The organism is Rhodococcoides trifolii, from assembly GCF_014635345.1.
Classification (GTDB): Bacteria; Actinomycetota; Actinomycetes; order Mycobacteriales; family Mycobacteriaceae; genus Rhodococcoides; species Rhodococcoides trifolii.
This window is the reverse complement of sequence record NZ_BMCU01000003.1, coordinates 458,875-479,092: the sequence shown is the minus strand read 5'-3', so window position 1 is coordinate 479,092 and position 20,218 is coordinate 458,875. Positions and strand designations below refer to the sequence as shown.

At 66.3% G+C, this 20,218-nt stretch carries 22 protein-coding genes; 13 read left to right on the top strand and 9 right to left on the bottom strand.

Features of this window, described 5'->3' with window-relative positions:
• The first annotated feature begins 7 nt into the window (after positions 1-7).
• A complete protein-coding gene (locus IEW02_RS15485; RefSeq protein WP_188545729.1) occupies positions 8-1,486 on the top strand; it encodes a S1C family serine protease in 1,479 nt (492 codons plus the stop codon).
• Positions 1,487-1,520: 34 nt separating this feature from the next.
• Positions 1,521-1,934 (top strand): Sec-independent protein translocase protein TatB, encoded by a 414-nt coding sequence (gene tatB, locus IEW02_RS15480; protein ID WP_188545728.1) that lies wholly within the window; start codon positions 1,521-1,523, stop codon positions 1,932-1,934.
• A 10-nt stretch (positions 1,935-1,944) separates the two neighbouring features.
• Here the strand turns inward: tatB and IEW02_RS15475 are convergent, their stop codons facing one another.
• Both IEW02_RS15475 and IEW02_RS15470 read right to left on the bottom strand, forming a co-directional pair.
• Positions 1,945-3,081 (bottom strand): Mrp/NBP35 family ATP-binding protein, encoded by a 1,137-nt coding sequence (locus IEW02_RS15475; protein ID WP_188545727.1) that lies wholly within the window; start codon positions 3,079-3,081, stop codon positions 1,945-1,947.
• Positions 3,082-3,106: 25 nt separating this feature from the next.
• A complete protein-coding gene (locus IEW02_RS15470; RefSeq protein WP_188545726.1) occupies positions 3,107-3,955 on the bottom strand; it encodes a lytic transglycosylase domain-containing protein in 849 nt (282 codons plus the stop codon).
• A gap of 140 nt (positions 3,956-4,095) precedes the next feature.
• Between IEW02_RS15470 and IEW02_RS15465 the strand changes: the two genes are divergently transcribed.
• On the top strand, positions 4,096-4,902 hold the full coding sequence (locus tag IEW02_RS15465) for an alpha/beta fold hydrolase (protein WP_188545725.1): 807 nt from the start codon (positions 4,096-4,098) through the stop codon (positions 4,900-4,902).
• Here IEW02_RS15465 and IEW02_RS15460 read toward each other — a convergent pair.
• The 3 genes from IEW02_RS15460 to IEW02_RS15450 form a co-directional block, all read right to left on the bottom strand.
• A complete protein-coding gene (locus IEW02_RS15460; protein WP_229746065.1) occupies positions 4,899-5,891 on the bottom strand; it encodes a lytic transglycosylase domain-containing protein in 993 nt (330 codons plus the stop codon). The genes IEW02_RS15465 and IEW02_RS15460 overlap by 4 nt on opposite strands.
• A 76-nt stretch (positions 5,892-5,967) precedes the next feature.
• Positions 5,968-6,561 (bottom strand): DUF1003 domain-containing protein, encoded by a 594-nt coding sequence (locus IEW02_RS15455; RefSeq protein WP_188545724.1) that lies wholly within the window; start codon positions 6,559-6,561, stop codon positions 5,968-5,970.
• Positions 6,558-7,832, bottom strand: a complete 1,275-nt coding sequence (locus IEW02_RS15450) for a magnesium transporter MgtE N-terminal domain-containing protein (protein ID WP_188545723.1) — start codon at positions 7,830-7,832, stop codon at positions 6,558-6,560. Before IEW02_RS15450 ends, IEW02_RS15455 begins: the two co-directional genes overlap by 4 nt.
• Before the next feature lie 83 nt (positions 7,833-7,915).
• Between IEW02_RS15450 and IEW02_RS15445 the strand changes: the two genes are divergently transcribed.
• The 5 genes from IEW02_RS15445 to IEW02_RS15425 all read left to right on the top strand — a co-directional run bounded on the left by IEW02_RS15445 (position 7,916) and on the right by IEW02_RS15425 (position 12,919).
• Complete coding sequence (locus IEW02_RS15445; RefSeq protein WP_188545722.1) at positions 7,916-8,407, top strand: YflT domain-containing protein; 492 nt, start codon at positions 7,916-7,918, stop codon at positions 8,405-8,407.
• A gap of 231 nt (positions 8,408-8,638) precedes the next feature.
• Positions 8,639-9,979: an extracellular solute-binding protein gene (locus IEW02_RS15440; RefSeq protein WP_188546151.1), complete on the top strand. Its 1,341-nt coding sequence runs from the start codon at positions 8,639-8,641 to the stop codon at positions 9,977-9,979.
• The gene (locus IEW02_RS15435) at positions 9,976-10,920 is read left to right on the top strand and encodes a carbohydrate ABC transporter permease (protein WP_229746063.1); all 945 of its coding nucleotides are present in this window, start codon (positions 9,976-9,978) and stop codon (positions 10,918-10,920) included. The genes IEW02_RS15440 and IEW02_RS15435 overlap by 4 nt, the downstream gene beginning before the upstream one ends.
• A gap of 3 nt (positions 10,921-10,923) precedes the next feature.
• Positions 10,924-11,754 carry a carbohydrate ABC transporter permease gene (locus tag IEW02_RS15430; protein WP_188545721.1) on the top strand — a complete coding sequence of 277 codons (831 nt, stop codon included), beginning with the start codon at positions 10,924-10,926 and terminating at the stop codon, positions 11,752-11,754.
• A 4-nt stretch (positions 11,755-11,758) separates the two neighbouring features.
• On the top strand, positions 11,759-12,919 hold the full coding sequence (locus IEW02_RS15425) for an ABC transporter ATP-binding protein (protein ID WP_188545720.1): 1,161 nt from the start codon (positions 11,759-11,761) through the stop codon (positions 12,917-12,919).
• A 54-nt stretch (positions 12,920-12,973) separates the two neighbouring features.
• Here IEW02_RS15425 and IEW02_RS15420 read toward each other — a convergent pair whose 3' ends face one another.
• Positions 12,974-13,822: a chromosome partitioning protein ParB gene (locus IEW02_RS15420; RefSeq protein WP_188545719.1), complete on the bottom strand. Its 849-nt coding sequence runs from the start codon at positions 13,820-13,822 to the stop codon at positions 12,974-12,976.
• Positions 13,812-14,507: a metallophosphoesterase family protein gene (locus IEW02_RS15415; protein WP_188545718.1), complete on the bottom strand. Its 696-nt coding sequence runs from the start codon at positions 14,505-14,507 to the stop codon at positions 13,812-13,814. Before IEW02_RS15415 ends, IEW02_RS15420 begins: the two co-directional genes overlap by 11 nt.
• Before the next feature lie 41 nt (positions 14,508-14,548).
• Between IEW02_RS15415 and IEW02_RS15410 the strand changes: the two genes are divergently transcribed.
• Positions 14,549-15,130 (top strand): suppressor of fused domain protein, encoded by a 582-nt coding sequence (locus IEW02_RS15410; protein ID WP_188545717.1) that lies wholly within the window; start codon positions 14,549-14,551, stop codon positions 15,128-15,130.
• Between the two features lie 10 nt (positions 15,131-15,140).
• On the opposite strand, the gene IEW02_RS15405 is transcribed toward IEW02_RS15410, so the two are convergent.
• Both IEW02_RS15405 and IEW02_RS15400 read right to left on the bottom strand, forming a co-directional pair.
• Positions 15,141-15,833, bottom strand: coding sequence for a DNA alkylation repair protein (locus IEW02_RS15405; RefSeq protein WP_188545716.1), 693 nt, complete (start codon positions 15,831-15,833; stop codon positions 15,141-15,143).
• A gap of 4 nt (positions 15,834-15,837) precedes the next feature.
• Entirely contained in the window at positions 15,838-16,917 is a 1,080-nt protein-coding gene (locus IEW02_RS15400) for a magnesium and cobalt transport protein CorA (RefSeq protein ID WP_371829960.1), read from the bottom strand.
• Between the two features lie 147 nt (positions 16,918-17,064).
• On the opposite strand from IEW02_RS15400, the gene IEW02_RS15395 reads away from it, so the two are divergent.
• The 4 genes from IEW02_RS15395 to IEW02_RS15380 all read left to right on the top strand — a co-directional run bounded on the left by IEW02_RS15395 (position 17,065) and on the right by IEW02_RS15380 (position 20,203).
• Positions 17,065-17,928, top strand: coding sequence for a PHP domain-containing protein (locus tag IEW02_RS15395; protein WP_188545715.1), 864 nt, complete (start codon positions 17,065-17,067; stop codon positions 17,926-17,928).
• A gap of 5 nt (positions 17,929-17,933) precedes the next feature.
• Positions 17,934-18,542, top strand: coding sequence for a MarC family protein (locus IEW02_RS15390; RefSeq protein WP_371829959.1), 609 nt, complete (start codon positions 17,934-17,936; stop codon positions 18,540-18,542).
• A 2-nt stretch (positions 18,543-18,544) separates the two neighbouring features.
• Positions 18,545-18,805, top strand: a complete 261-nt coding sequence (locus IEW02_RS15385) for a hypothetical protein (protein ID WP_188545714.1) — start codon at positions 18,545-18,547, stop codon at positions 18,803-18,805.
• Positions 18,806-19,003: 198 nt separating this feature from the next.
• The gene (locus tag IEW02_RS15380; RefSeq protein ID WP_229746062.1) at positions 19,004-20,203 is read left to right on the top strand and encodes an NAD(P)-dependent malic enzyme; all 1,200 of its coding nucleotides are present in this window, start codon (positions 19,004-19,006) and stop codon (positions 20,201-20,203) included.
• Positions 20,204-20,218: the final 15 nt, after the last annotated feature.

Here is a 20,218-nt window from a genome sequence, read left to right as displayed (position 1 = left end):
TGCGCGCGTGAGTTCCGACGACTTCGACGGCTCCTCCGGCACGAGTTCGGTGCGTGAAGATCCGCCCCGGCTCCCACCGCGGCCCGTCTACCGTCCGTCCGTCGATGCACACTCCGCCCGTGCCTTCGCACGTCCCAGGGGCGTCGACGGCTCGTTCGCCGGGCCGTCTGCCCGCCGGTCCCCGTCGGGTTCGATTGCCGTCGCACCACCTGACCCGGTTCTCGAGCAGGCGTTCGGCAGACCGGAGGGTGTGCACGAATCTCTTGTGCGCGAACCGAATTCGGACAGTGTCGCCACCGTCGAGCAGGCGCCGGAGGATCCATGGCGGGACCCGAATTCGCCGGTGACTCTCGGACGACCGGGCGCGCCCGAAGAGGCGGAGCCGGAGCGCACGCCGGGGCGCAAACTCGGGGTGCGCGAGGTCCTGTTCGGCAACCGCGTCTCTCCTCGTGCACTGGCCGCGCTCGGAGTGGTGGCGTTGGTCATCGCCCTGGTCGGCGGTCTGGTCGGTAGCCTCACGGCCGGTCTCGGCGGGTCGCTGACCAGCTCTCGCGTATCGCTCACCCAGGACACGGGAGAAGCGCCGCAGGGCCAGGTTGCGCGCGTCGCCGAAGCGGTACTGCCCGCGGTCGTCTCGATCCAGGTGACGTTCGGTGACGGTGCCGGAACCGGCTCCGGTGTGGTGATCGACCCCGCGGGTTACATCGTCACCAACAACCATGTGATCTCCATGGCCGCCACCAACCCGTCGGCCACCCTGTCGGTCACCTTCTCCGACGGAACGAAGGTGCCCGGGAGCATCGTCGGGCGCGACACCAAGACCGACCTCGCCGTGATCAAGACGGACGTGGCCGGCCTGACCGTCGCACAACTCGGCACGTCGTCCGACGTTCAGGTGGGCGACGAGGTCGTGGCGATCGGCTCCCCACTGGGGCTGAGCAAGACCGTCACCAGTGGCATCGTCAGCGCGCAGAATCGTCCCGTCAGCCTGTCCGGCGAGGGGACCGACACCGACGCCGTCATCGACGCCGTCCAGACCGACGCGGCCATCAACCCCGGTAACTCCGGCGGCCCGCTGGTCGACTTCGAGGGCCGTGTCATCGGGATCAACTCCGCGATCCGGAGCGAGAGCGGTGGATCCGTAGGCCTCGGCTTCGCCATCCCGATCGACACCGTGACCCGCGTCGCCCAGACCCTGATCCGTGACGGCGAGATGCACCACGCCACCATCGGCATCAACGCTCGAACCGTGGTCAACGACGCGCTGAGCGGTGCTCAGGTCGCGAACGTCGTGGCGGGAAGCCCGGCTGCGCAGTCCGGCATCGTCGAGGGCGACGTCGTCGTCAAGGTGGGCGACCGCACCGTCGCGAGTTCCGACGAGCTCATCGTCGCAGTGCAGGAGCGCGCCATCGGCGAGACCGTACCGATCCAGCTGGTGCGGTCGGGGCGCGTAGTGGACGTATCGGTCACCACGATCTCCGACTGAGACGCCGGAGGTGAGGACCACGTAGTCTTGCGGTGTGTTCGCCAACATTGGCTGGGGCGAGTTGATGGTTCTACTCGTCGCGGCACTCGTGATTCTCGGCCCGGACCGGCTGCCCGGCGCAGTCAGCTGGGTGACTCAGACGATGCGTCAGGTGCGTGAGTACGCCAGCGGAGCCAGTCAGCAACTCAAGGACGAGCTCGGTACCGACTTCGACGACTTCCGCAAGCCACTAGCGGATCTCAACCAACTTCGCGGCATGACACCACGCGCGGTGATCACGAAACACCTTCTCGACGGCGACGATTCGATCTTCACCGGTAATTTCGAGAAGGGTCAGACGCCACCGAAGTCGACCGGTGGCAACGCCGCTGCGGATCTGACCAAGAAGCCGCCGAGCGCATCACTCTCGGCCGGCGAGCGTCCACCGATCGATTCCGACGCGACCTGAGCGAGGCTTCTCAGAGGTGCCGCGTGGTGTCGATTCCCAGCGACATACCCACCAGCCCGCGACTGCGCACCGACAGCTTGTCGGCCACGCCCCGAAGCGCCACCGATGCAGGCGAATCCGGTGCACTGAGCACGATCGGGACGCCGTTGTCGCCCGCTTCGCGGACTGCGGTGTCCAGCGGGATCTGACCCAGCAACGGCACCGGCGCGCCGACGGCGACGGTGAGCCGCTCCGACACCGCCTGGCCGCCGCCGGTTCCGAAGATGTCCATGCGTGATCCGTCGGGCAGTTCGAGCCAGGACATGTTCTCCACGACACCCACCACCCGCTGACGCGTCTGCAGGGCAATGGCGCCGGCACGCTCGGCGACCTCGGCGGCAGCCTGCTGCGGCGTGGTGACCACGAGGATCTCCGCGCCGGGGATGAGCTGTGCGACCGAGATGGCCACGTCGCCGGTCCCCGGGGGGAGGTCGAGCAGCAGCACGTCCAGGTCACCCCAGAACACGTCGGCCAAGAACTGCTGGAGTGCCCGGTGGAGCATCGGCCCGCGCCACACCACCGGGGTGTTCCCCGTCGTGAACTGCGCGATGGAGATCATCTTCACGTCGTGCGCCACCGGCGGCATGATCATGCGTTCGACCTGTGTGGGCTTTGCGTCGGTTCCGAGCATGCGCGGGACCGAGTGCCCGTAGATGTCGGCGTCGAGCACTCCTACCGACAACCCGCGGGCGGCCATGGCTGCGGCGAGATTGACCGTCACACTGGACTTTCCGACTCCACCCTTACCGGATGCAACCGCGTACACGCGGGTGAGCGATCCGGGCTGTGCGAACGGAATGACCGGTTCGGCGGAGTCCCCGCGCAGGGACTTGCGGAGTTCGGTGCGCTGCTCGTCGTTCATGACGTCGAGTTCGACTCGGATCTCGCCGACACCGGCCACGTCCGCGACGGCCTTGCGAACACGCTCGCTGATCTCGGTGCGCATGGGGCACGCAGCGGTGGTGAGGTAGATGCCCACGTCGACCGACGAGTCGTCGCCCAGTCGAACGCTCTTGACCATGCCGAGGTCGGTGATGGGCTTGCGAATCTCGGGGTCGTTCACGCGCGCCAGAGCGCTGCGGACGTCGGTTTCCGTTGGTACTGCCATACCGTCGATGGTAGGCGGGTGCGGATCAGTGAATACGCGGCAGGTCCGATGCCACCGGTGCAATTCCGGTGGAGTAGCCCACGGACCAGGCGAGCACGTTGGCCACATAAGCCATCGAATTGTTGTAGCGCAGGACGGCTTTGGTGGCCTGGATCGGGTCGCGCATGTTCAGCCCGCCGTCACACAGGTACTTTCCCGTGGTCACCGCGCTGTCGAACAGATTCTGCGGGTCGGCCTTGCCGTCTCCGTTACCGTCCGTGGCGTAGCGCTTCCAGGTCTGGGGGAGGAACTGCATGGGTCCGACGGCGCGGTCGTACGTCGCGTTCCCGTCGAGTTCTCCGCCGTCCGTGTCCATGATCACGTTGTTGCCGGACAGGCTGCCGTTCAGAACCGGTCCCAGGATCGGCTGGAGGAGGGTGCCGTCCGCCGCCACCTGCCCGTCGTTGGCGTGCGTGGACTCGACACGGCCCACGCCGGCGAGAAGCGCCCAGTACATTCCGCACCCGGGATCGGAGACGGCGAGCATGCTCTCGGCGTTCTTGTACGCGGTGACGTTGATGCCGGGCACGCCGAGTGCGCCCGCCAGCACGCTGTCGGGTAGGGCGGGTTCGGCCGGCGCCGGGGGAGCGGCGACCGGTTCGGGGGCGGTTGCGGCCACGGCGATCGGAGCCGCGGAGGTCGTCGTGGTGGCGGCAGTAGCGGACTGCGTTGCGTCCGTCTCCTTCGCCGTGTTGACCGACTGCAGGAACGGGATGTCCGCACTGGCGCCGTAGGCGGTGGCGCCCGCGATGACACCGGCGGGTACGAGACCGGTCAGCACGATCACCGAATTCCGACGGATCCGGGAACTCGATGGTTTTCTGTGCCGACCCACTACTGTGCCTCCTGATTCCCCGTACGACTGCCGGAGACGAGGCTACCCGATTCGTTGCAGTTCCGTTACCGCGCTGTGATCTGTAACCGCGGTCACAACGCGGAGGTCACGGTCGAACCACGCAGTGGCACCATCGAGGTATGCCCACTGTGACCACGGACGACGACGTGACCCTCAGCTACATCGACCGGGGCAGCGGTCCGGTCCTGCTGCTCGTCGCCGGGTTCTGCGCACCGGCCACGTCGTGGGCACTGCAACACGACGCCTTCGTCGACGCGGGATATCGCGTGGTGGCCCTCGATCGGCGTGGGCACGGAGACTCGCAGGCCCCCGAGCACGGGGCAACGATGATGCGCCACGGTCGCGACGTCGCGAACGTTCTCGACGCGTTGGACCTGACCGACGCGGTACTGATCGGTGGGTCGATGGGTGCCAGCACCAACTGGTCCTATATCTCGCAGTTCGGCACCGATCGCGTGCGCGCTGTCGTCTCGGTGGATCAGACCCCGAAGATGGTGAACGGTGCGGGATGGTCGAACGGCTTCTACGGGTTGACCGAGGCCAACGAGTCGACCTTCTTCGACAACGGGATACCCGACACGAAACGAGGACTGCCCAGACGCAAGGCGTTGCTGTCGATGGTCAAACTGGTGGTGGCTCTGCGGGGTATGCCCGAGATGGCGTCACCGGACACGGCGCCCATGAGAGCGCTGCTGGGCGATCACGCCCGGCAGGACTGGCGCGGAACCGTCACCGCCATGGACCGACCGTTCCTCATGCTGGCGGGGCGGGAGAGCCAGTTCTGGCCCGCTGCACATGCTTCCGATTCCGTCGGCGCGAATCCGCTCGGGAAGTCGGTGGTTCTGGAGGACTGCGGTCACGCCGCGAACATGGACCGTCCGGCGGACTTCAACGCTGCCGTGCTGGAGTTCGTGGGCAGTTTCTAAGGGGCTGCCACGGGCGGGCAGAAGACGAGGCAGGGCAGCACCGGCAGCGGCGGCAGGCCCGGAATGCCGAAAGCCGGTGGCGCAGAGGGCTGATCGGGCGCCGCATCCGCAGCGGTTGCCACGGCGGCTGCTTCGACGGCCAGCGAATCCGTCGGCGCCGGAGTCGGAATCGGGGCCGGTGATCCGATCTCACCCGGCACCGAGCTGGCGCCCGACGCGTACGCCGACGCCCACCCGAGCACATTCGCCGCGTAGGCACCGGAATTGTTGTAGCGCAGGACCGCAGTGGTGGCCTGCGCCGGATCGGCGAGATCGAGGCCGCCGGAACAGAGGTACTTCCCAGCCGCCAGAGACGCGTCGAACACGTTGTTCGGATCGGCGGTCCCGTCGCCGTTCCCGTCGGCTCCGTACTTGGCCCACGTGCCCGGAATGAACTGCATCGGGCCCACCGCGCGATCGTGGGTGGCGTCCCCGTCGTACTTCCCCGCATCGGTGTCGGTGATCACCGCGTCGCCTGCGCCACGCCCGTCGAGGACGGGCCCGAGGACAGCGGTGGTCGTGGTGCCGTTCACGTCGGTGCGCCCACCACCGGCGTGACCGGATTCGATGCGTCCGATGCCCGCGAGCAGGCTCCACGGCAGATGGCAGCCGGGCATGGTGCCGGCGAGCGACGTCTCGGCCGACTTGTAGGCGGTGAGTACGAGATCGGGAATGCCGAGAGCGCCGATCGTGACACCGACCGCCGCGAGTGGGGTCGTGACGAGCGCGGCGGGTGCCGGGACCGGGGACGGTGCGGGCTGCGCCTTCGGCGACTTCAGCGTCAGCGGTGCACGCGGTGTGGAGTCGACGAGCTCGAAGGAGCGTGTGTCGGAAGCAGTTGCTGCAGTAGCGAGTTGCACCTGCGGAGGCAGTGCTGGTCCCGACGCGGCCGATCCGGTGGCCATCGCCGCGGCGGCGATCACCACGGCTGACACTGCGACAATTCCCACGACACGCACGGCGTTCCCCTAGGGGCAATCGATGGTGCGCACACGTTCTGTGCCCGACGCGCTCCCGACTCCGACGTTACAGAACCGTGTCGCCGCTGTTGTCGGAACGAGTTGTTTCATCGACCTGCTTCTTGCGCGGCTTCTTGCGCGGTCGGGGAGTGTCGTCGTCGGTGATCGAAGACGGGTCGGCGAGAAGGGATTTGAGGTCGTCGCGGAAGTCGTCCAACTCGCGTCGAAGGTAGTCGCGAGTGGCCACTTCACCCACCGCAATGCGGAGCGCAGCCAGTTCTCGAGCCAGAAACTCGGTGTCCGCCTTGGTTTGTGCCGCCCGGGAACGATCCTCCTCGAGCGAGACCCGGTCTCGGTCGTCCTGCCGGTTCTGAGCCAGAAGGATGAGCGGGGCCGCATAGGCTGCCTGCGTCGAGAACGCAAGGTTGAGAAGGATGAACGGGTACGGGTCCCACTGCAACTTCACCGCGAAGACGTTGAGCAGGATCCAGATGATCACGATGACGGTCTGGATGGTCAGATACCGTCCCGTGCCCAGGAATCGAGCGACGGTCTCTCCGGTTCGTCCGATGGCCTCGGGATCGAAGGTTATCTTGAACCGGCTCGTACCCCGCGGGGTGTCGAGGCGCTGACGGGCTGCCTGGGAGGTTTTGTCGCTCATTGGCCGAGATGCTCCTGTTCGCGCCAGTCGTCGGGGAGCAGATGGTCGAGTACGTCGTCGACGGTGACCGCGCCGAGGAGGTGATCTTCCTCGTCCACCACCGGACCGCACACCAGGTTGTAGGCGGCGAAGTAGCGCGTGACGGCGGCGAGGCTGTCGTCGGGGGAGAGCTGGGTGAGCGTGGTGTCGATGACGCCGCCCACCAGGCTGGCCGGTGGCTCGCGCAGCAGCTGTTGGAGGTGGACGCAGCCGAGGTAGCGGCCGGTCGGGGTGGCCGTCGGCGGTCTCACCACGAAGACGAGAGAGGACAGAGCCGGAGTGAGGTCGGGGTTGCGGGCGCGCGCCAACGCCTCGGCGACCGTGGCCGAAGCGTTGAGCACCACGGGCTCCGGTGTCATCAGACCACCCGCGGTGTCGGGGGAGTGCTCGAGCAGTCGGCGGACCGGCTCGGAGTCCTGCGGATCCATCAGGCGCAGCAGCGATTCCGCCTCGGAGTCGGGCAACTCACCCAACAGGTCGGCCGCGTCGTCCGGATCCATGGCTTCGAGGACGTCGGCCGCGCGTTCGAGTTCGAGGTGTTTGAGCAGGTCGATCTGGTCGTCGTCGGGCATCTCCTGTACGACGTCGGCGAGTCGCTGATCGTCCAGTGCGAGAACCACTTCGAGTCGTCGCTTCTCGGGGAGATCGCGGATGGCGTCCGCCACGTCGGCCGGTCGCATTCCTTCGAACTGCTGCAGCAGCTGCGACACGCCCTGGCCGGGCATCGCCAGGTCGGTCTGCGTCAGACCCACCACGTGCTGCCAGTCGATCACGTGCAGCACACCACGGCGCCCGAGCCGAGCGCGGTGCGCTCGGACCGCGACCCGCGAGACGACCCAGTCGCGGGTGCGTGTCTGCTCGATCCCGAGATCGACGACGATCGCGTCCGTCTCCAGCAGCTCCGGCAGTTCCGGATCGTCGCTGCGGACCCGCGAATCGAGTACCTGCGCGAGCGCCAACACCTCACCGGGCCGCTGGCCGAACCGACGCATACTGATGTTCCCGGTGGTCAGAGTGACCGAGTTGGGCTCGACCGCCGTGACGCGAAGCATGGGTACGAAAATCTTCCGGCGCGTTGCCAATTCGACGACCAAGCCGAGAACCCGTGGTTGCAGGCGGCCGACGCGAACGGTGATCACGATGTCGCGAACCCGCCCGATGGATTCACCGTCCGGTCCGAGAACCACCAGGCCCGCGAGCCTGGCGGCAAACACTTTGCTCACAGCAGCCATGCCCGACAGACTAGACGGGGGTTGGCGTGCGCTCCGACACCAGTGGTGGAGCGGCGAGCAGGTCAACGGGCACAATGGACACCATGACGAACCCCATGTCTCAGTCCGGCCGCGCAGGCCAAGGTCTCCCCACCCCGCCGTCCGGCTGGCCCATCGGCTCCTACCCCACGTACGCAGAGGCGCAGCGCGCCGTCGACTACCTCTCCGACGAAGAGTTCTCCGTGCAGGACGTCACCATCGTCGGCGTCGATCTCATGCAGGTCGAGAGGGTCATCGGTCGCCTCACCTGGGCCAAAGTCATTGGTGGCGGCATCATTTCGGGCGCCTGGCTCGGTGTGTTCCTCGGGCTGGTGCTCGGCATCATCACCAACACCAACTACGTCAGCGCATTGATCGTCGGTGTGCTCGGCGGCATCGTCTTCGGTTTGATCTCGGCGTCCATCCCCTACGCGGCCACCAAGGGCCAGCGGGACTTCGCCTCGACCATGCAGCTCGTGGCCGGTCGTTACGACGTACTGTGCGAGCCGAAATCCGCCGAGAAGGCCCGCGATCTGCTGGCAAAACTCGCCATCTGAGCCCCAGAACGTTATTGGGTCTCATTGCGGATACGGAATTCGATCAAGCTGCCCACTTCGATCCCCCTATCCGCTAGGTTCACCTCCGCAGGGTAAAGCGTGTCCAACGGAGTGCACGCTGCGGAGTCGGGCCAATCTGCGGCCTCCTTCGCAGCGGAGGAGGCGGAAGTGCCATCGAAGTCCAATTGCGCTGCGACAAAGCGCACGAGGTTCGACGCGAGGAAGCTCGGGCTGATCGCCGCCGCAGCGATAGTGGCGAGTCCACTTGTTGCTGCGTGCGGATCCTCGAGCGACGAGGTCGTCCTCAGTTTCTACACAGCGGCCGACGGTGCGGAGCAGTACGCCGCCGCGGCGGCGGCGTGCACCGCGCAATCGGGCGGTGAATACAAGGTGGAGCAGCGGACGCTGCCGAAGAGTGCGAACGACCAGCGACTGCAGCTGGCACGGCGGCTCGCGGGTAACGACAAGACCCTCGACCTCATGACGCTCGACGTGGTGTGGACGGCCGAATTCGCCGAGGCGGGTTGGGCTTTGCCGGTACCCGAGGACCTCGAGACCAAGCTGCGCGACGGGTCCACGCTCGCCGGCCCTCTGGCCACCGCCGAGTGGCTGGACCCGCAGACCGAGCAGAAGGACAAGCTCTTCGCTGTCCCGCTGAACTCGAACACCCAGTTGCTCTGGTATCGGCCCGATTTGGTGCCGAACGGAACGCCGCCCGCCACGTGGGACGAGCTGATCGCGAACGCGGCAGCCAACCAGGCAGCCGGCCAGCCGGCGGCGATCGGTGTCCAGGCGAAGCAGTACGAGGGCTTCATGGTCTGGTTCAACACGCTGCTCGAAAGTGCCGGTGCGTCCGTGGTCGGTGACGACGGCACCACGGTGACGTTGAACGACACCCCTGAGCACCGCGCGGCCACCGAGAAGGCGCTGTCGATCATCAAGTCGGTTGCCACGGCGCCCGGCGCCGACCCGTCGGTCTCCCAGAGCGACGAGGGAACTGCTCGACTGGGAGTCGAGGCGGGCACGATGTTCGCCGAGGTCAACTACCCGTTCGTGTTGCCGGGTCTGAAGGAGAACGCCGCCGCCGGCGGCGTGTCCTTCCTCGATCTGTCGAACGTTCCTGCCGACCAGCAGGACGCGAAGGTGAACGAGGTCTTCAAGAGCGCCCCGTACCCGTCGGTCAAAGCCGGTGAGCCCGCGAAGGTGACCATCGGTGGGTTCAACATCGGTGTCGCGAAGACGACGCAGCATCCGGATCTTGCGTGGAAAGCGGTGGCGTGCTTGACCGATCGTGAGAATCAGCGCAACAACGCCGTCGACGGTGGTGTTCCTCCGGTTCTCGCCGATCTCTACCAGGATCCCGACTTCCAGGCGGCCTACCCCGCATGGGAGGGAGTCTTGGGTTCCATCGAGTCCGCCACGGTGCGCCCGGTGTCTCCCGCGTACCAGTCCATCTCGATTCTGCTGACCGATGCGCTCAATCCCCCGCAGAACATCGATCCCGTCGGTGACGTCGACAAGTTGGCCGACCTGGTGAAGCAGGCCGTCGAATCGAAAGGGCTGATTCCATGACCGCGACAACGTCTGCGTCGCCGGCGCACGCGAAGCCGGACGAGCCCGTGCCGCACGGACTTTCCGACGGCAAGAAGGCGGAACGTCGCCTCGGTCTGCTGTTGGTGGCGCCCGCCGCCATCCTGATGCTGGCCGTGACCGCCTATCCGATCATCTACGCGCTCTGGCTCAGTCTGCAGCGCTACAACCTGGCCTTCCCCGACGACAAGGCATTCGTCGGGCTGTCCAACTACGCGGCCGTCCTGAGCGACTCGTACTGGTGGACGGCGTTCGGCGTCACGGCAGGCATCACGATCATCTCGGTAGCCATCGAGTTCGTACTCGGTCTGGCCGTCGCACTCGTGATGCACCGCACCATCTTCGGGCGCGGCGTGGTCCGCACGGTGGTCCTGATCCCGTACGGCATCGTCACGGTGGCAGCTGCCTACAGCTGGTACTACGCGTGGACACCGGGAACCGGTTACCTCGCCAACCTGCTTCCGACCGGAAGTGCTCCGCTGACCGAGCAGATCCCGTCGCTCGCCATCGTGGTGCTCGCCGAGGTGTGGAAGACGACGCCGTTCATGGCGCTGCTGCTCCTCGCCGGTCTGGCACTCGTTCCCGACGACCTGCTCAAAGCCGCGCAGGTGGACGGTGCAGGAGCCTGGACACGGCTGTTCCGCATCATCCTCCCGCTGATGAAGCCCGCGATCCTCGTTGCACTGCTGTTCCGCACGCTCGACGCGTTCCGCATCTTCGACAACATCTACGTGCTGACCAAGGGCAGCAACGGAACCGGGTCCGTGTCGATCCTCGGGTACGACAACCTGTTCGGGGCGTTCAACCTCGGAATCGGATCGGCGATCAGCGTTCTGATCTTCGTGTGTGTGGCGATCATCGCCGTCATCTTCATCAAACTGTTCGGAGCTTCGGCGCCCGGATCCGACGCGGAAGGACGATAGGCCGTGGCGAACACCACCAAGCAGAAAGCCGGTTGGTCCATCGTCAACCTGCTTGTTCTGCTCTACGCGCTGATCCCGCTGGTCTGGATCATCAGCTTGTCCTTCAAGCCGGTGGCCAACATCGCCGACGGCAGCTTCATCCCGAAGCAGTGGACGCTGGAGAACTACAAGGGCATCTTCTCGACCTCGCAGTTCACGAGCGCCCTCGTCAACTCCATCGGTATCGGTCTGATCACCACGGTCATCGCCGTGGTCATCGGAACCATGGCGGCGTATGCCGTTGCACGGCTGGATTTTCCCGGCAAGAAAGTTCTCGTCGGCGCGGCACTGCTGATCGCGATGTTCCCGCAGATCTCGCTCGTGACACCGTTGTTCGACATCGAGCGTGCGCTCGGACTGTTCGACACGTGGCCCGGCCTGATCATCCCGTACATCACGTTCGCCCTGCCGCTGTCGATCTACACGCTGTCGGCCTTCTTCCGCGAAATCCCGTGGGAGCTCGAGAAGGCCGCGAAGATGGACGGCGCCACGCCGGCTCAGGCGTTCCGCAAGGTCATCGCCCCGCTCGCAGCACCCGGCATCGTCACCGCCGCGATCCTCGTGTTCATCTTCGCGTGGAACGACCTGCTGCTGGCCATCTCGCTCACCGCGACCGAACGCTCGGTCACGGTACCGGCAGCGATCTCTCAGTTCACCGGTTCTTCCCAGTTCGAGGAGCCGACCGGGTCGATCGCCGCAGCAGCGGTGGTCATCACCATCCCGATCATCATCTTCGTGCTGTTCTTCCAACGTCGTATCGTGGCGGGCCTGACGTCCGGCGCAGTGAAGGGATAAGTCAATGGCCGAAATCGTTCTCGACAAAGTGACCAAGTTGTACCCGGACGGCGCCAAGGCGGTGAGCGACGTCGACATCACCATTGCCGACGGCGAATTCATCATCCTGGTCGGACCCTCCGGCTGCGGTAAGTCCACGACACTCAACATGGTCGCCGGGCTCGAAGACATCTCCACCGGCGAACTTCGCATCGGCGGCGAGCGCGTCAACGAGAAGGCGCCCAAGGACCGCGACATCGCGATGGTGTTCCAGTCGTACGCGCTGTATCCGCACATGACGGTCCGCGACAACATCGCGTTCCCGCTCACGCTGCAGAAGCTCTCCAAGGACGAGATCAACAAGAAGGTCACCGACGCGGCCAACATCTTGGATCTCACGCAGCACCTCGACCGCAAGCCCGGCAACCTTTCCGGTGGTCAGCGTCAGCGCGTCGCGATGGGACGCGCGATCGTGCGCAGCCCGAAGGCGTTCCTGATGGACGAGCCGCTCTCGAACCTCGATGCGAAGCTGCGCGTGCAGATGCGTACCGAGATCGCGCAGCTGCAGCGCCGATTGGGCACCACCATGCTGTACGTGACGCACGATCAGACCGAGGCCATGACGCTCGGCGATCGCGTCGTCGTCCTCCGCGGTGGCCTCGTTCAGCAGATCGGCTCACCGCAGGAGCTGTACGACCACCCGCGGAACCTGTTCGTGGCCGGCTTCATCGGCTCCCCGTCGATGAACTTCGTCCCGGGCCAGCTGACGCAGGCCGGCGTCGACACCCCCTTCGGTTCTATCGAACTGCCGGACGATCGTCGTCAGCTCATCTCGCAGAAGAACCCGAGCCGCGACGTCGTGGTCGGTATTCGGCCCGAACATCTCGAGGACGCGGCGCTCATCGACTCGTACCAGAAGATGTCGGGATCGACCTTCACCGCGCAGGTCGACGTGCTCGAGTCCATGGGCTCGGACAAGTACGTGTACTTCGGTGTCGACGGCGGGCAGGTCGATTCCAACGAGCTGCGCGAGCTGGCGGCCGACTCCGGCGGGGCACGCACTCAGATGGTGGCACGCGTGGCCGCGGAATCGGCTGCGCGGCAGGGGCAGTCGCTCGAGCTGTGGTTCGACCCGAAGCGCGTGTCGGTGTTCGACGCGGCCAACGGAGACAACCTGACGCTCTGACTGCACTGATTTTCGAACCGAAGAAAGGGCCGGCGCCGACGCGTCGGCCCTTTCTCAGTTCGGCGCGGTCTCCTTGAGTTGCGCGATGATTTCGTCGTTCCACGTGTGGCTGCGCACGAGCCGGTAGCGCTCGCGTTCGATCCACATGTACGCCTCGGCGTCGGTGTGACGGGTCATCATGCCGCCCACCGACCGCACCATGCGCACGACGGGCAGGAACTCCTCACCGAACCACCGGCGGGCGACGGTGCGGCGGTCGACGAACTCGCCCAGTTCCTGCATCAGACGAAAGCCCCATGCCTCGACGGCCTCGCTGAGTTCGGCGTACTGCCACGGGTCGGAGAACTCGATGGCGTCGCGCGCCTTGCCGATCAGCGGAACTCGACTGAGGAAGATGCGCCGGTGGTCCTTCACCAGAAGGTCTGCACGACTGGTGATTCCGTCGGGGGAGATCCGGGTGGTGATCTCGGTGACGTAGGCCTCGATCAGCGTGTTGTGCACGGAGCAGGCGATCGACACGCGGTGATGGCCGTCGATGACGAAGTGCATGGGTCCGACGCGGTAGACGTCGATCGGTGGCATGGCCTCACCGCGTCTCGTGGCCGTGGCGATGCGCTGCCAGCGCTCTCGTGTCCGAGCCGACGTCGGCCGGAAGTAGCGGTCGAAATCGCGTGTGCGGTCGACGCTTCCGACGATCGAGTCGACGCGAATCACTTCGAGTCCGACCCGCCGCTCGCCCGTCTTGCCCAGGGCCGCAACGACTTCGTCGAACGGCAGGATGGTGTTCACGTCGTCGGGTTGCCGACGCAGCCACCCAACCAGCCTGGCGACGTCGGCTCGACGTCGCTGTCGGGTGAAGTCGTTCTCGGCGTCAGCGGCCGGAAATCCGGTGTCACGTGCCATAGCGTCGTCTTCCGATCGTAGGGGCGGTCCCTCCGGGAGTGACCTCGATGAGTGCGTAACCGACCGTGTTGACCACGGTCGCTCCACGGAGTTCGAGGTCCGGGGGGCGCTGTCCGTGTGGATGAATGTGCCCGTGCACGAACAGTTGTGGAGTGAGTTTCTCTACCAGAGAGTCGAAGCATTCGAAGCCCCGATGCGGCCCGTCCTCACCGTCGCCGACGCCGCGAGCAGGACTGTGCGTGAGCAGGACGTCGACCCCCTGCCCGCGGAGCGTCGGATGCCACGAGTTGGTGCGTACGAGGGACGCCGCCCGGCGACGCTGCTGCCGTTCGGTCCATTGATTGGGTCCGTCGTTGTAGCGGATGCAGCCACCGAGTCCGGCGATGCGTAGTCCGGCTGCGGTGACGATCCTGCGGTCCGCGTTGATCGCTCCCACCGGTCCGGGCCAGGTCGCCGGAAGGCCTGCGCGCATCCATCCCGCACGGCCGGCCGAGTAGCCGCTCAAGTCGGCGTCGTGGTTGCCGGGGACGAACACACACGGAGCATTCACCATGTCGGTGACGTACTCGACGTAGTCGAACGGGAGATCACCCGCCGCCAGCACCAGGTCCACGTCGAGAGTGCGTGCCTGCGCACTCCACAGACTTTCGACCACCTCGTCGGAGATCGTCAGCACGGAAACCACGGCATGAACGGTACCTGTCGCGCGGGTGGTTGTATGGAGAGGTGAGCCGAGACGTCGCCGCCCTGGTCCGAGCCCATCTGATCGCGGCGTTCGACGACGATGCCCCCGGCACGGCGTCGGTGACCTTCCTCGGCCTCGAACCGATGGACGTGCTGCGTTTCGGCCCGGAGGCCGACGGCTCCGTCCGCTACACGACGGTCGGGTGTTCCCGGCATCCGATGGGTGATCCCGGTGCGATGGTGACCGATCCCGATCGGGGCCCGCGGGCGGAGTTGATTCTCACCGTGCGCGGGAACGCGCCCGGTGTCCACAAGAAGATGGCCGTCCTCGCGGCGTCACCCGCCGTCGAGGGTGTGGTGTTCGTGGCCGACGCTCTTCTGGACGCGGGCGAATCGCTCTGGGACGGTGCGCCTTTCACCGCGGTCCTTCTCGGTCGGAGCCACGAGGTGGACGACCTCGCGCTGGCCGAACCCGCCGATCCCGTCGCCTTCTTCGACGCGGTACCGATCACCCAGACCGAAGCAGCGTGGGTGCGGCTCAAGGGCGCGCAGGCGCTGCGTGAGGCGTGGGCGGAGGCCGGAATCGATGTTCGCGACCCGTCGCGGGCGGCGGCGTCGTTCTGACGTCCGACGATCATCGCGCGATGTTCTTCAGTGCTTCCCGTCTCGACAAGCCCGAGAGCCGTGACCCGAGCTGATCGACCTCGGTGACGACCCAATCGGGGTCCGTCTTCGCGTACTCGCGGAGCGCCCAGCCTATCGCCTTGCGCAGCCAGAACGTGGTGTCGTCGATGTTCGAGGAAATGGCGTGCCGGAGCAGGTCGGTATCGGTGGCGCTGCGGGCGCGCAGTTGCGATGTCACCGCGGCGCGGCGGATCCACGGATGGTCGTCGGTCGCCCAGCTCCACAGGATCGCAGTGGCCTCGGGCCGATGATGCAGAAGGACGTCGCCCACCGGGTGCGATGACAGTTCGTCCACCACGTCCCACCACGCTCCGGTCTCGATCGTGTGCCGCAACAGGGTGAGAGCGTCCGGGTCGAGCCACTCGCGCGCCGCGCGGTGCCGGAGAAGGGCGATCGCGACGTACCACTCCTCGCGGTGGGTCACCTCGTCCCACAGGGTCGACACCGTGTCCTCGTGCTCGGCGCGGCTGCGGGGCGCGTATGCCTCGACGAACGGCTTCGTCACGCGCCGCAGCTCGGGAGCAGTGATGCCGTGGTACGGCAGCTCCGACTTCATGTAGGCCTGTTGCGCGAGCGCACGGTCGGGATTGCCGGCTGCCGCGAGAGCTTTCCGAATTCCGGAGATCAGAGCGTCGTCGCGCATGGCCCTACAGCCAGTGATTACGGCGGAACGTCCTGAAGAGCGCGACACAGACGACTGCGAGCCCGCCCACCACCGTGGGGTAGCCGTACGTCCACTGCAGCTCGGGCATGTGTTCGAAGTTCATTCCGTAGATACCGGCCACCATGGTGGGTACGGACGCGATCGCAACCCACGACGAGATCTTGCGCATGTCCAGGTTCTGCTGCATGGTCACGCGCGCCAGCGCCGCGTCGACCAGCGTGCTGAGCACCTCGTCGAATTCGCCGATTCGCTCGGCGACGGCCGTGTGGTGGTCGGCGACGTCGCGCATGTAGCGCCGGACCGCCTTCGGTACCGGTGACTCCAGCTCCTGGACGAGGCGGGCCAGCGGGGCCGACAAGGGACTCACGGCACGCCGCAACTCGACGATCTCGCGCTTGAGCATGTAGATCTGCTCGATCGGAACGTGATGGTTGGGACTGAAGACTTCTTCCTCCATGACGTCGACGTCGCGTTCGATCTTTTCCGTCACGTCGAGGTAGGTGTCGACCACGTGGTCGGAGATCGCGTGCATCACCGAGGACGGACCGAGCGCGAGTCGGTCGGGATTCGCTTCCATCAGTTGGCGGGTGGTGGCGAGTTCGGAGTGCTGGCCGTGGCGCACCGTGATGACGAAGTCGGTGCCGAGGAAGATCATGATCTCGCCCGTCTCGACGATCTCGTTCGTGGTCGTCACCGAATCGTGTTCGACGTAGTTGACGGTGCGCAGAACGAGGAACAGAACATCGTCGTAGCGTTCGAGCTTGGGTCGTTGGTGGGCGTGTACGGCGTCCTCGACCATGAGCTCGTGCAGCCCGTAACACGATGCGACGCTTTCCATCTGACCTTCGTCGGGGGCGTGCAACCCCACCCAGACGAATCCCTCGCCGCGCTTGCGCACCTCGGCTAGAGCAGCCGAGTGGGTGTACTTGCCCGGCAAGCGCTGTCCGTCGATGTAGACCGCGCAGTCGACGATGGCCCGCGCGGTAGGAATGGGGAGACGATGCATCGGCTCGGCCACGCGCGCAGATGGGCGCAGCGAGGGCAGCGAGGGCCTGGTGGGCACGAGGGACACGTCCTTTCCGGTTCAGCGGCTCAATCGTACGTCCGTCCGACCTGCCTCCGTGGGGCGACGACCGACCCGGGCGATTCGCGAAGATCGGCCCTGGACCTGGCGCGCGACGCAGGGGTGACGACCTGACAGACTGGCCCCGTGCTCATCGATCTGCATACCCATTCGACCGCGTCGGACGGAACCGAGTCGCCGTCCGAGCTCGTCCGCACGGCGATCGCGGCCGACCTGTCGGTTCTCGCGATCACCGATCACGACACCACCTCGGGGTGGTCCGAAGCGGTGTCCGAGCTGGAGCAATCAGGGTCGTCCATGCGACTCGTGCGCGGTATGGAGATGTCGTGCACAGGGCGCGGCGCAGACGGTGACCCGGTGCCGGTGCATCTGCTCGCGTACCTCTTCGACCCCGATCACGAAGCATTCGCGATCGAACGCGAACGCCTGCGCGACGAGCGTCGTAAACGCTTGCGTGCCATGGCCGCTCGATTTCAGGCAGACGGAATCCCGCTCGACGCCGACGCGATTCTGGAGGCGGCGGGACCGTCGGCCGGACGTCCTCATCTCGCACGCGAGCTGGTCCGACTCGGGAAGGTGTCGAGCGTGTCCGAGGCGTTCGAGTACTACCTGAAGACCGGGGGCACCTACTACGTCGAGAAGCAGGACACCCCGCTCGACGACGCCGTGGCGATGGTGGCGTCGGCCGGAGGAGTGCCGGTGATCGCCCACGCCCGCGCTCGCAAACGGGGTCGGATCCTCGCGGCCGATCACATCGAGGAACTCGCCGCAGGCGGGTTGCTGGGCGGGCTCGAGGTGGATCACCCGGACCACGATGCGAAGGACAAGGACTGGCTCCGCGCAGTGGCGGTGTCGCACGGCATCGCCGCGACCGGATCGTCGGACTACCACGGCACCAACAAGACGACGCCCATCGGCGCGTTCACCACCGATCCCGAGCAGTTCGCATTCGTCGTCGCCCGTGCGAACGGCGTCCCGGTGATCGGATAGCTGCTGTGGACGTGACCCTCTATCTCACCGTCGTCGTGACGCTCTTCGTCATCATGGATCCACCCGGTGCGATCCCGATCTTCCTCTCGCTCGTCGGCCGGAAGTCGCGCGAGGTTCGCAACCGTGCCGCATGGCAGGCCCCCGCGGTCTCGCTGACGGTGATCTCGGTGTTCGCCATCGGTGGGCAGGCCATTCTGAGTTACCTGCACATCGGGATTCCTGCGCTACAAGGCGCCGGCGGCTTGCTCTTGCTTCTCATCGCGCTCGAGTTGCTCACCGGTCGAGAGCCGACGAGGTCGCCCGGAAACGACGACGTCAACGTGGCACTGGTTCCGCTCGGAACACCGCTGATGGCGGGTCCGGGAGCCATCGCGGCCGTGATCGTCTACGTCAGTCAGTCCGACGGCAAGGCGGCGTCACTGCTCGCCATCGCCGCGGGCATCCTCACCATCCACGTGGTGTTCTTTCTCGTCCTGCGTTTCTCGACTGTCCTCATTCGGCTGTTGGGACAAGGCGGCATCACGCTGCTGGCGCGCATCGCGGGTCTGCTCCTCGCCGCCATCGCCGTGCAGTTGATCGCCGAGTCCGTGCGCGGTTTCGTGGCGGGAGGGTGAGCATGCTTCGTGGTCTGAGCGGCAGCGTCGTCGCCGGTTTGGTGGTGCTGACGGCGGTGGTGATCGGCACCGAGATTCTCGGCGGCGAACGCGGGTTTCCCGGGCCAGGGGTGTCGACTGCGGTCTGGCACGTCGTCGCCACGGTAGTGGCTCTGTTCCTGCAGCGTCTCGCAGATCACCGCGGCCGTCTGCTGTCCGTGGCCGGATCTCTGGGTGTGTTCGTGGTGACGGGCGTTCTCCTCTGGACGCAATGGTGGAATTAGGCACCGTAACGGGATGAGGCTGTTTGCCTCTTCGTTCGGCGCGGTGGCACACTGGCACCATTCAGCGACCGCGCCACCGCGTTGTCTGCTCCTGCCAGGTCTGCGATGTGCGTGGCTCACCAGCCGCCCGCGACCTGATGTGACTACCGTTTCTCGTCCGCTGCACTCGATGTGTGCGGATCGACCCAGGAGTGTCCCGTGAGCACCGATATCGAACGCACCGATCAGGTCACCGCCGACCTGACCACGATCACCGACGACGAGATCTTCCGCAGCCACGAGGGTGGCAAGTTGAGTGTCGAGCTCACCGCCCCTCTCGAGACCAAGCGTGACCTGTCGATCGCGTACACCCCCGGCGTGGCGCAGGTCAGCCGCGCGATCGCCGCCGATCAGGAACTCGTGAAGAAGTACACGTGGACCGACCGCCTCGTCGTGGTGGTGAGCGACGGTTCGGCAGTTCTGGGTCTCGGCGACATCGGACCCCGTGCCTCCCTCCCGGTCATGGAGGGCAAGTCCGCGCTGTTCAAGAAGTTCGCCGGACTGAACTCCATCCCGATCGTGCTCGACACCAACGACCCCGACGAGATCGTCGAGACGCTCGTGCGCCTGCGCCCCAGCTTCGGTGCAGTGAACCTCGAGGACATCTCTGCGCCGCGCTGCTTCGAGATCGAGCGCCGAGTCATCGAGGCCCTCGACTGCCCGGTGATGCACGACGATCAGCACGGCACCGCGATCGTTGTCCTGGCTGCGCTCCTCGGCGCGGTTCGGGTGCAGTCCCGTGACATCGCAGGTCTGAAGGTGGTGATCTCGGGTGCGGGCGCAGCCGGAGTCGCGTGCGCGAACATGCTGCTTCTCGCCGGTATCGACGACGTCGTGGTGCTCGACTCGAAGGGCATCATCTCCGCGGGCCGCGACGGACTGAACGACGTCAAGGCCGGCCTCGCCGACCGCACGAATCCGCGCGGACTGTCGGGCGGCGCCGCCGAGGCGCTGAGCGGAGCCGACGTGTTCCTCGGGTTGTCGGCGGGAAAGATCGCCGAGGAGCTGATCGCCTCGATGGCGCCACGATCGATCGTGTTCGCGCTGTCGAACCCCGACCCCGAGATCGCGCCCGACGTTGCGGCGCAGTACGCGGAGATCGTCGCCACCGGACGCAGCGACTTCGCCAATCAGATCAACAACGTCCTCGCGTTTCCCGGCGTGTTCCGCGGCGCGCTCGACGTCGGCGCTCGCCGGATCACCGAACGCATGAAACTGGCTGCAGCACATGCGATTCTGTCGGTGGTGGCCGACGACCTGTCACCGACGATGATCGTGCCGAGCCCGCTCGACCCCCGTGTCGAACCGGCGGTCGCCGCCGCGGTGGCGGCTGCGGCGAAGGAGGACGGGGTCGCCTAAGCCCTGGCCACAGTT

Coding starts and splice junctions, on each gene's coding strand:
- IEW02_RS15475 (WP_188545727.1), bottom strand. CDS start 3,081: ATGGCAGTACCAACGGAAACCGACGTCCGCAGCGCTCTGGCGCGCGTG.
- IEW02_RS15465 (WP_188545725.1), top strand. CDS start 4,096: ATGCCCACTGTGACCACGGACGACGACGTGACCCTCAGCTACATCGAC.
- IEW02_RS15455 (WP_188545724.1), bottom strand. CDS start 6,561: ATGAGCGACAAAACCTCCCAGGCAGCCCGTCAGCGCCTCGACACCCCG.
- IEW02_RS15450 (WP_188545723.1), bottom strand. CDS start 7,832: ATGGCTGCTGTGAGCAAAGTGTTTGCCGCCAGGCTCGCGGGCCTGGTG.
- IEW02_RS15445 (WP_188545722.1), top strand. CDS start 7,916: ATGACGAACCCCATGTCTCAGTCCGGCCGCGCAGGCCAAGGTCTCCCC.
- IEW02_RS15435 (WP_229746063.1), top strand. CDS start 9,976: ATGACCGCGACAACGTCTGCGTCGCCGGCGCACGCGAAGCCGGACGAG.
- IEW02_RS15425 (WP_188545720.1), top strand. CDS start 11,759: ATGGCCGAAATCGTTCTCGACAAAGTGACCAAGTTGTACCCGGACGGC.
- IEW02_RS15420 (WP_188545719.1), bottom strand. CDS start 13,822: ATGGCACGTGACACCGGATTTCCGGCCGCTGACGCCGAGAACGACTTC.
- IEW02_RS15405 (WP_188545716.1), bottom strand. CDS start 15,833: ATGCGCGACGACGCTCTGATCTCCGGAATTCGGAAAGCTCTCGCGGCA.
- IEW02_RS15385 (WP_188545714.1), top strand. CDS start 18,545: ATGCTTCGTGGTCTGAGCGGCAGCGTCGTCGCCGGTTTGGTGGTGCTG.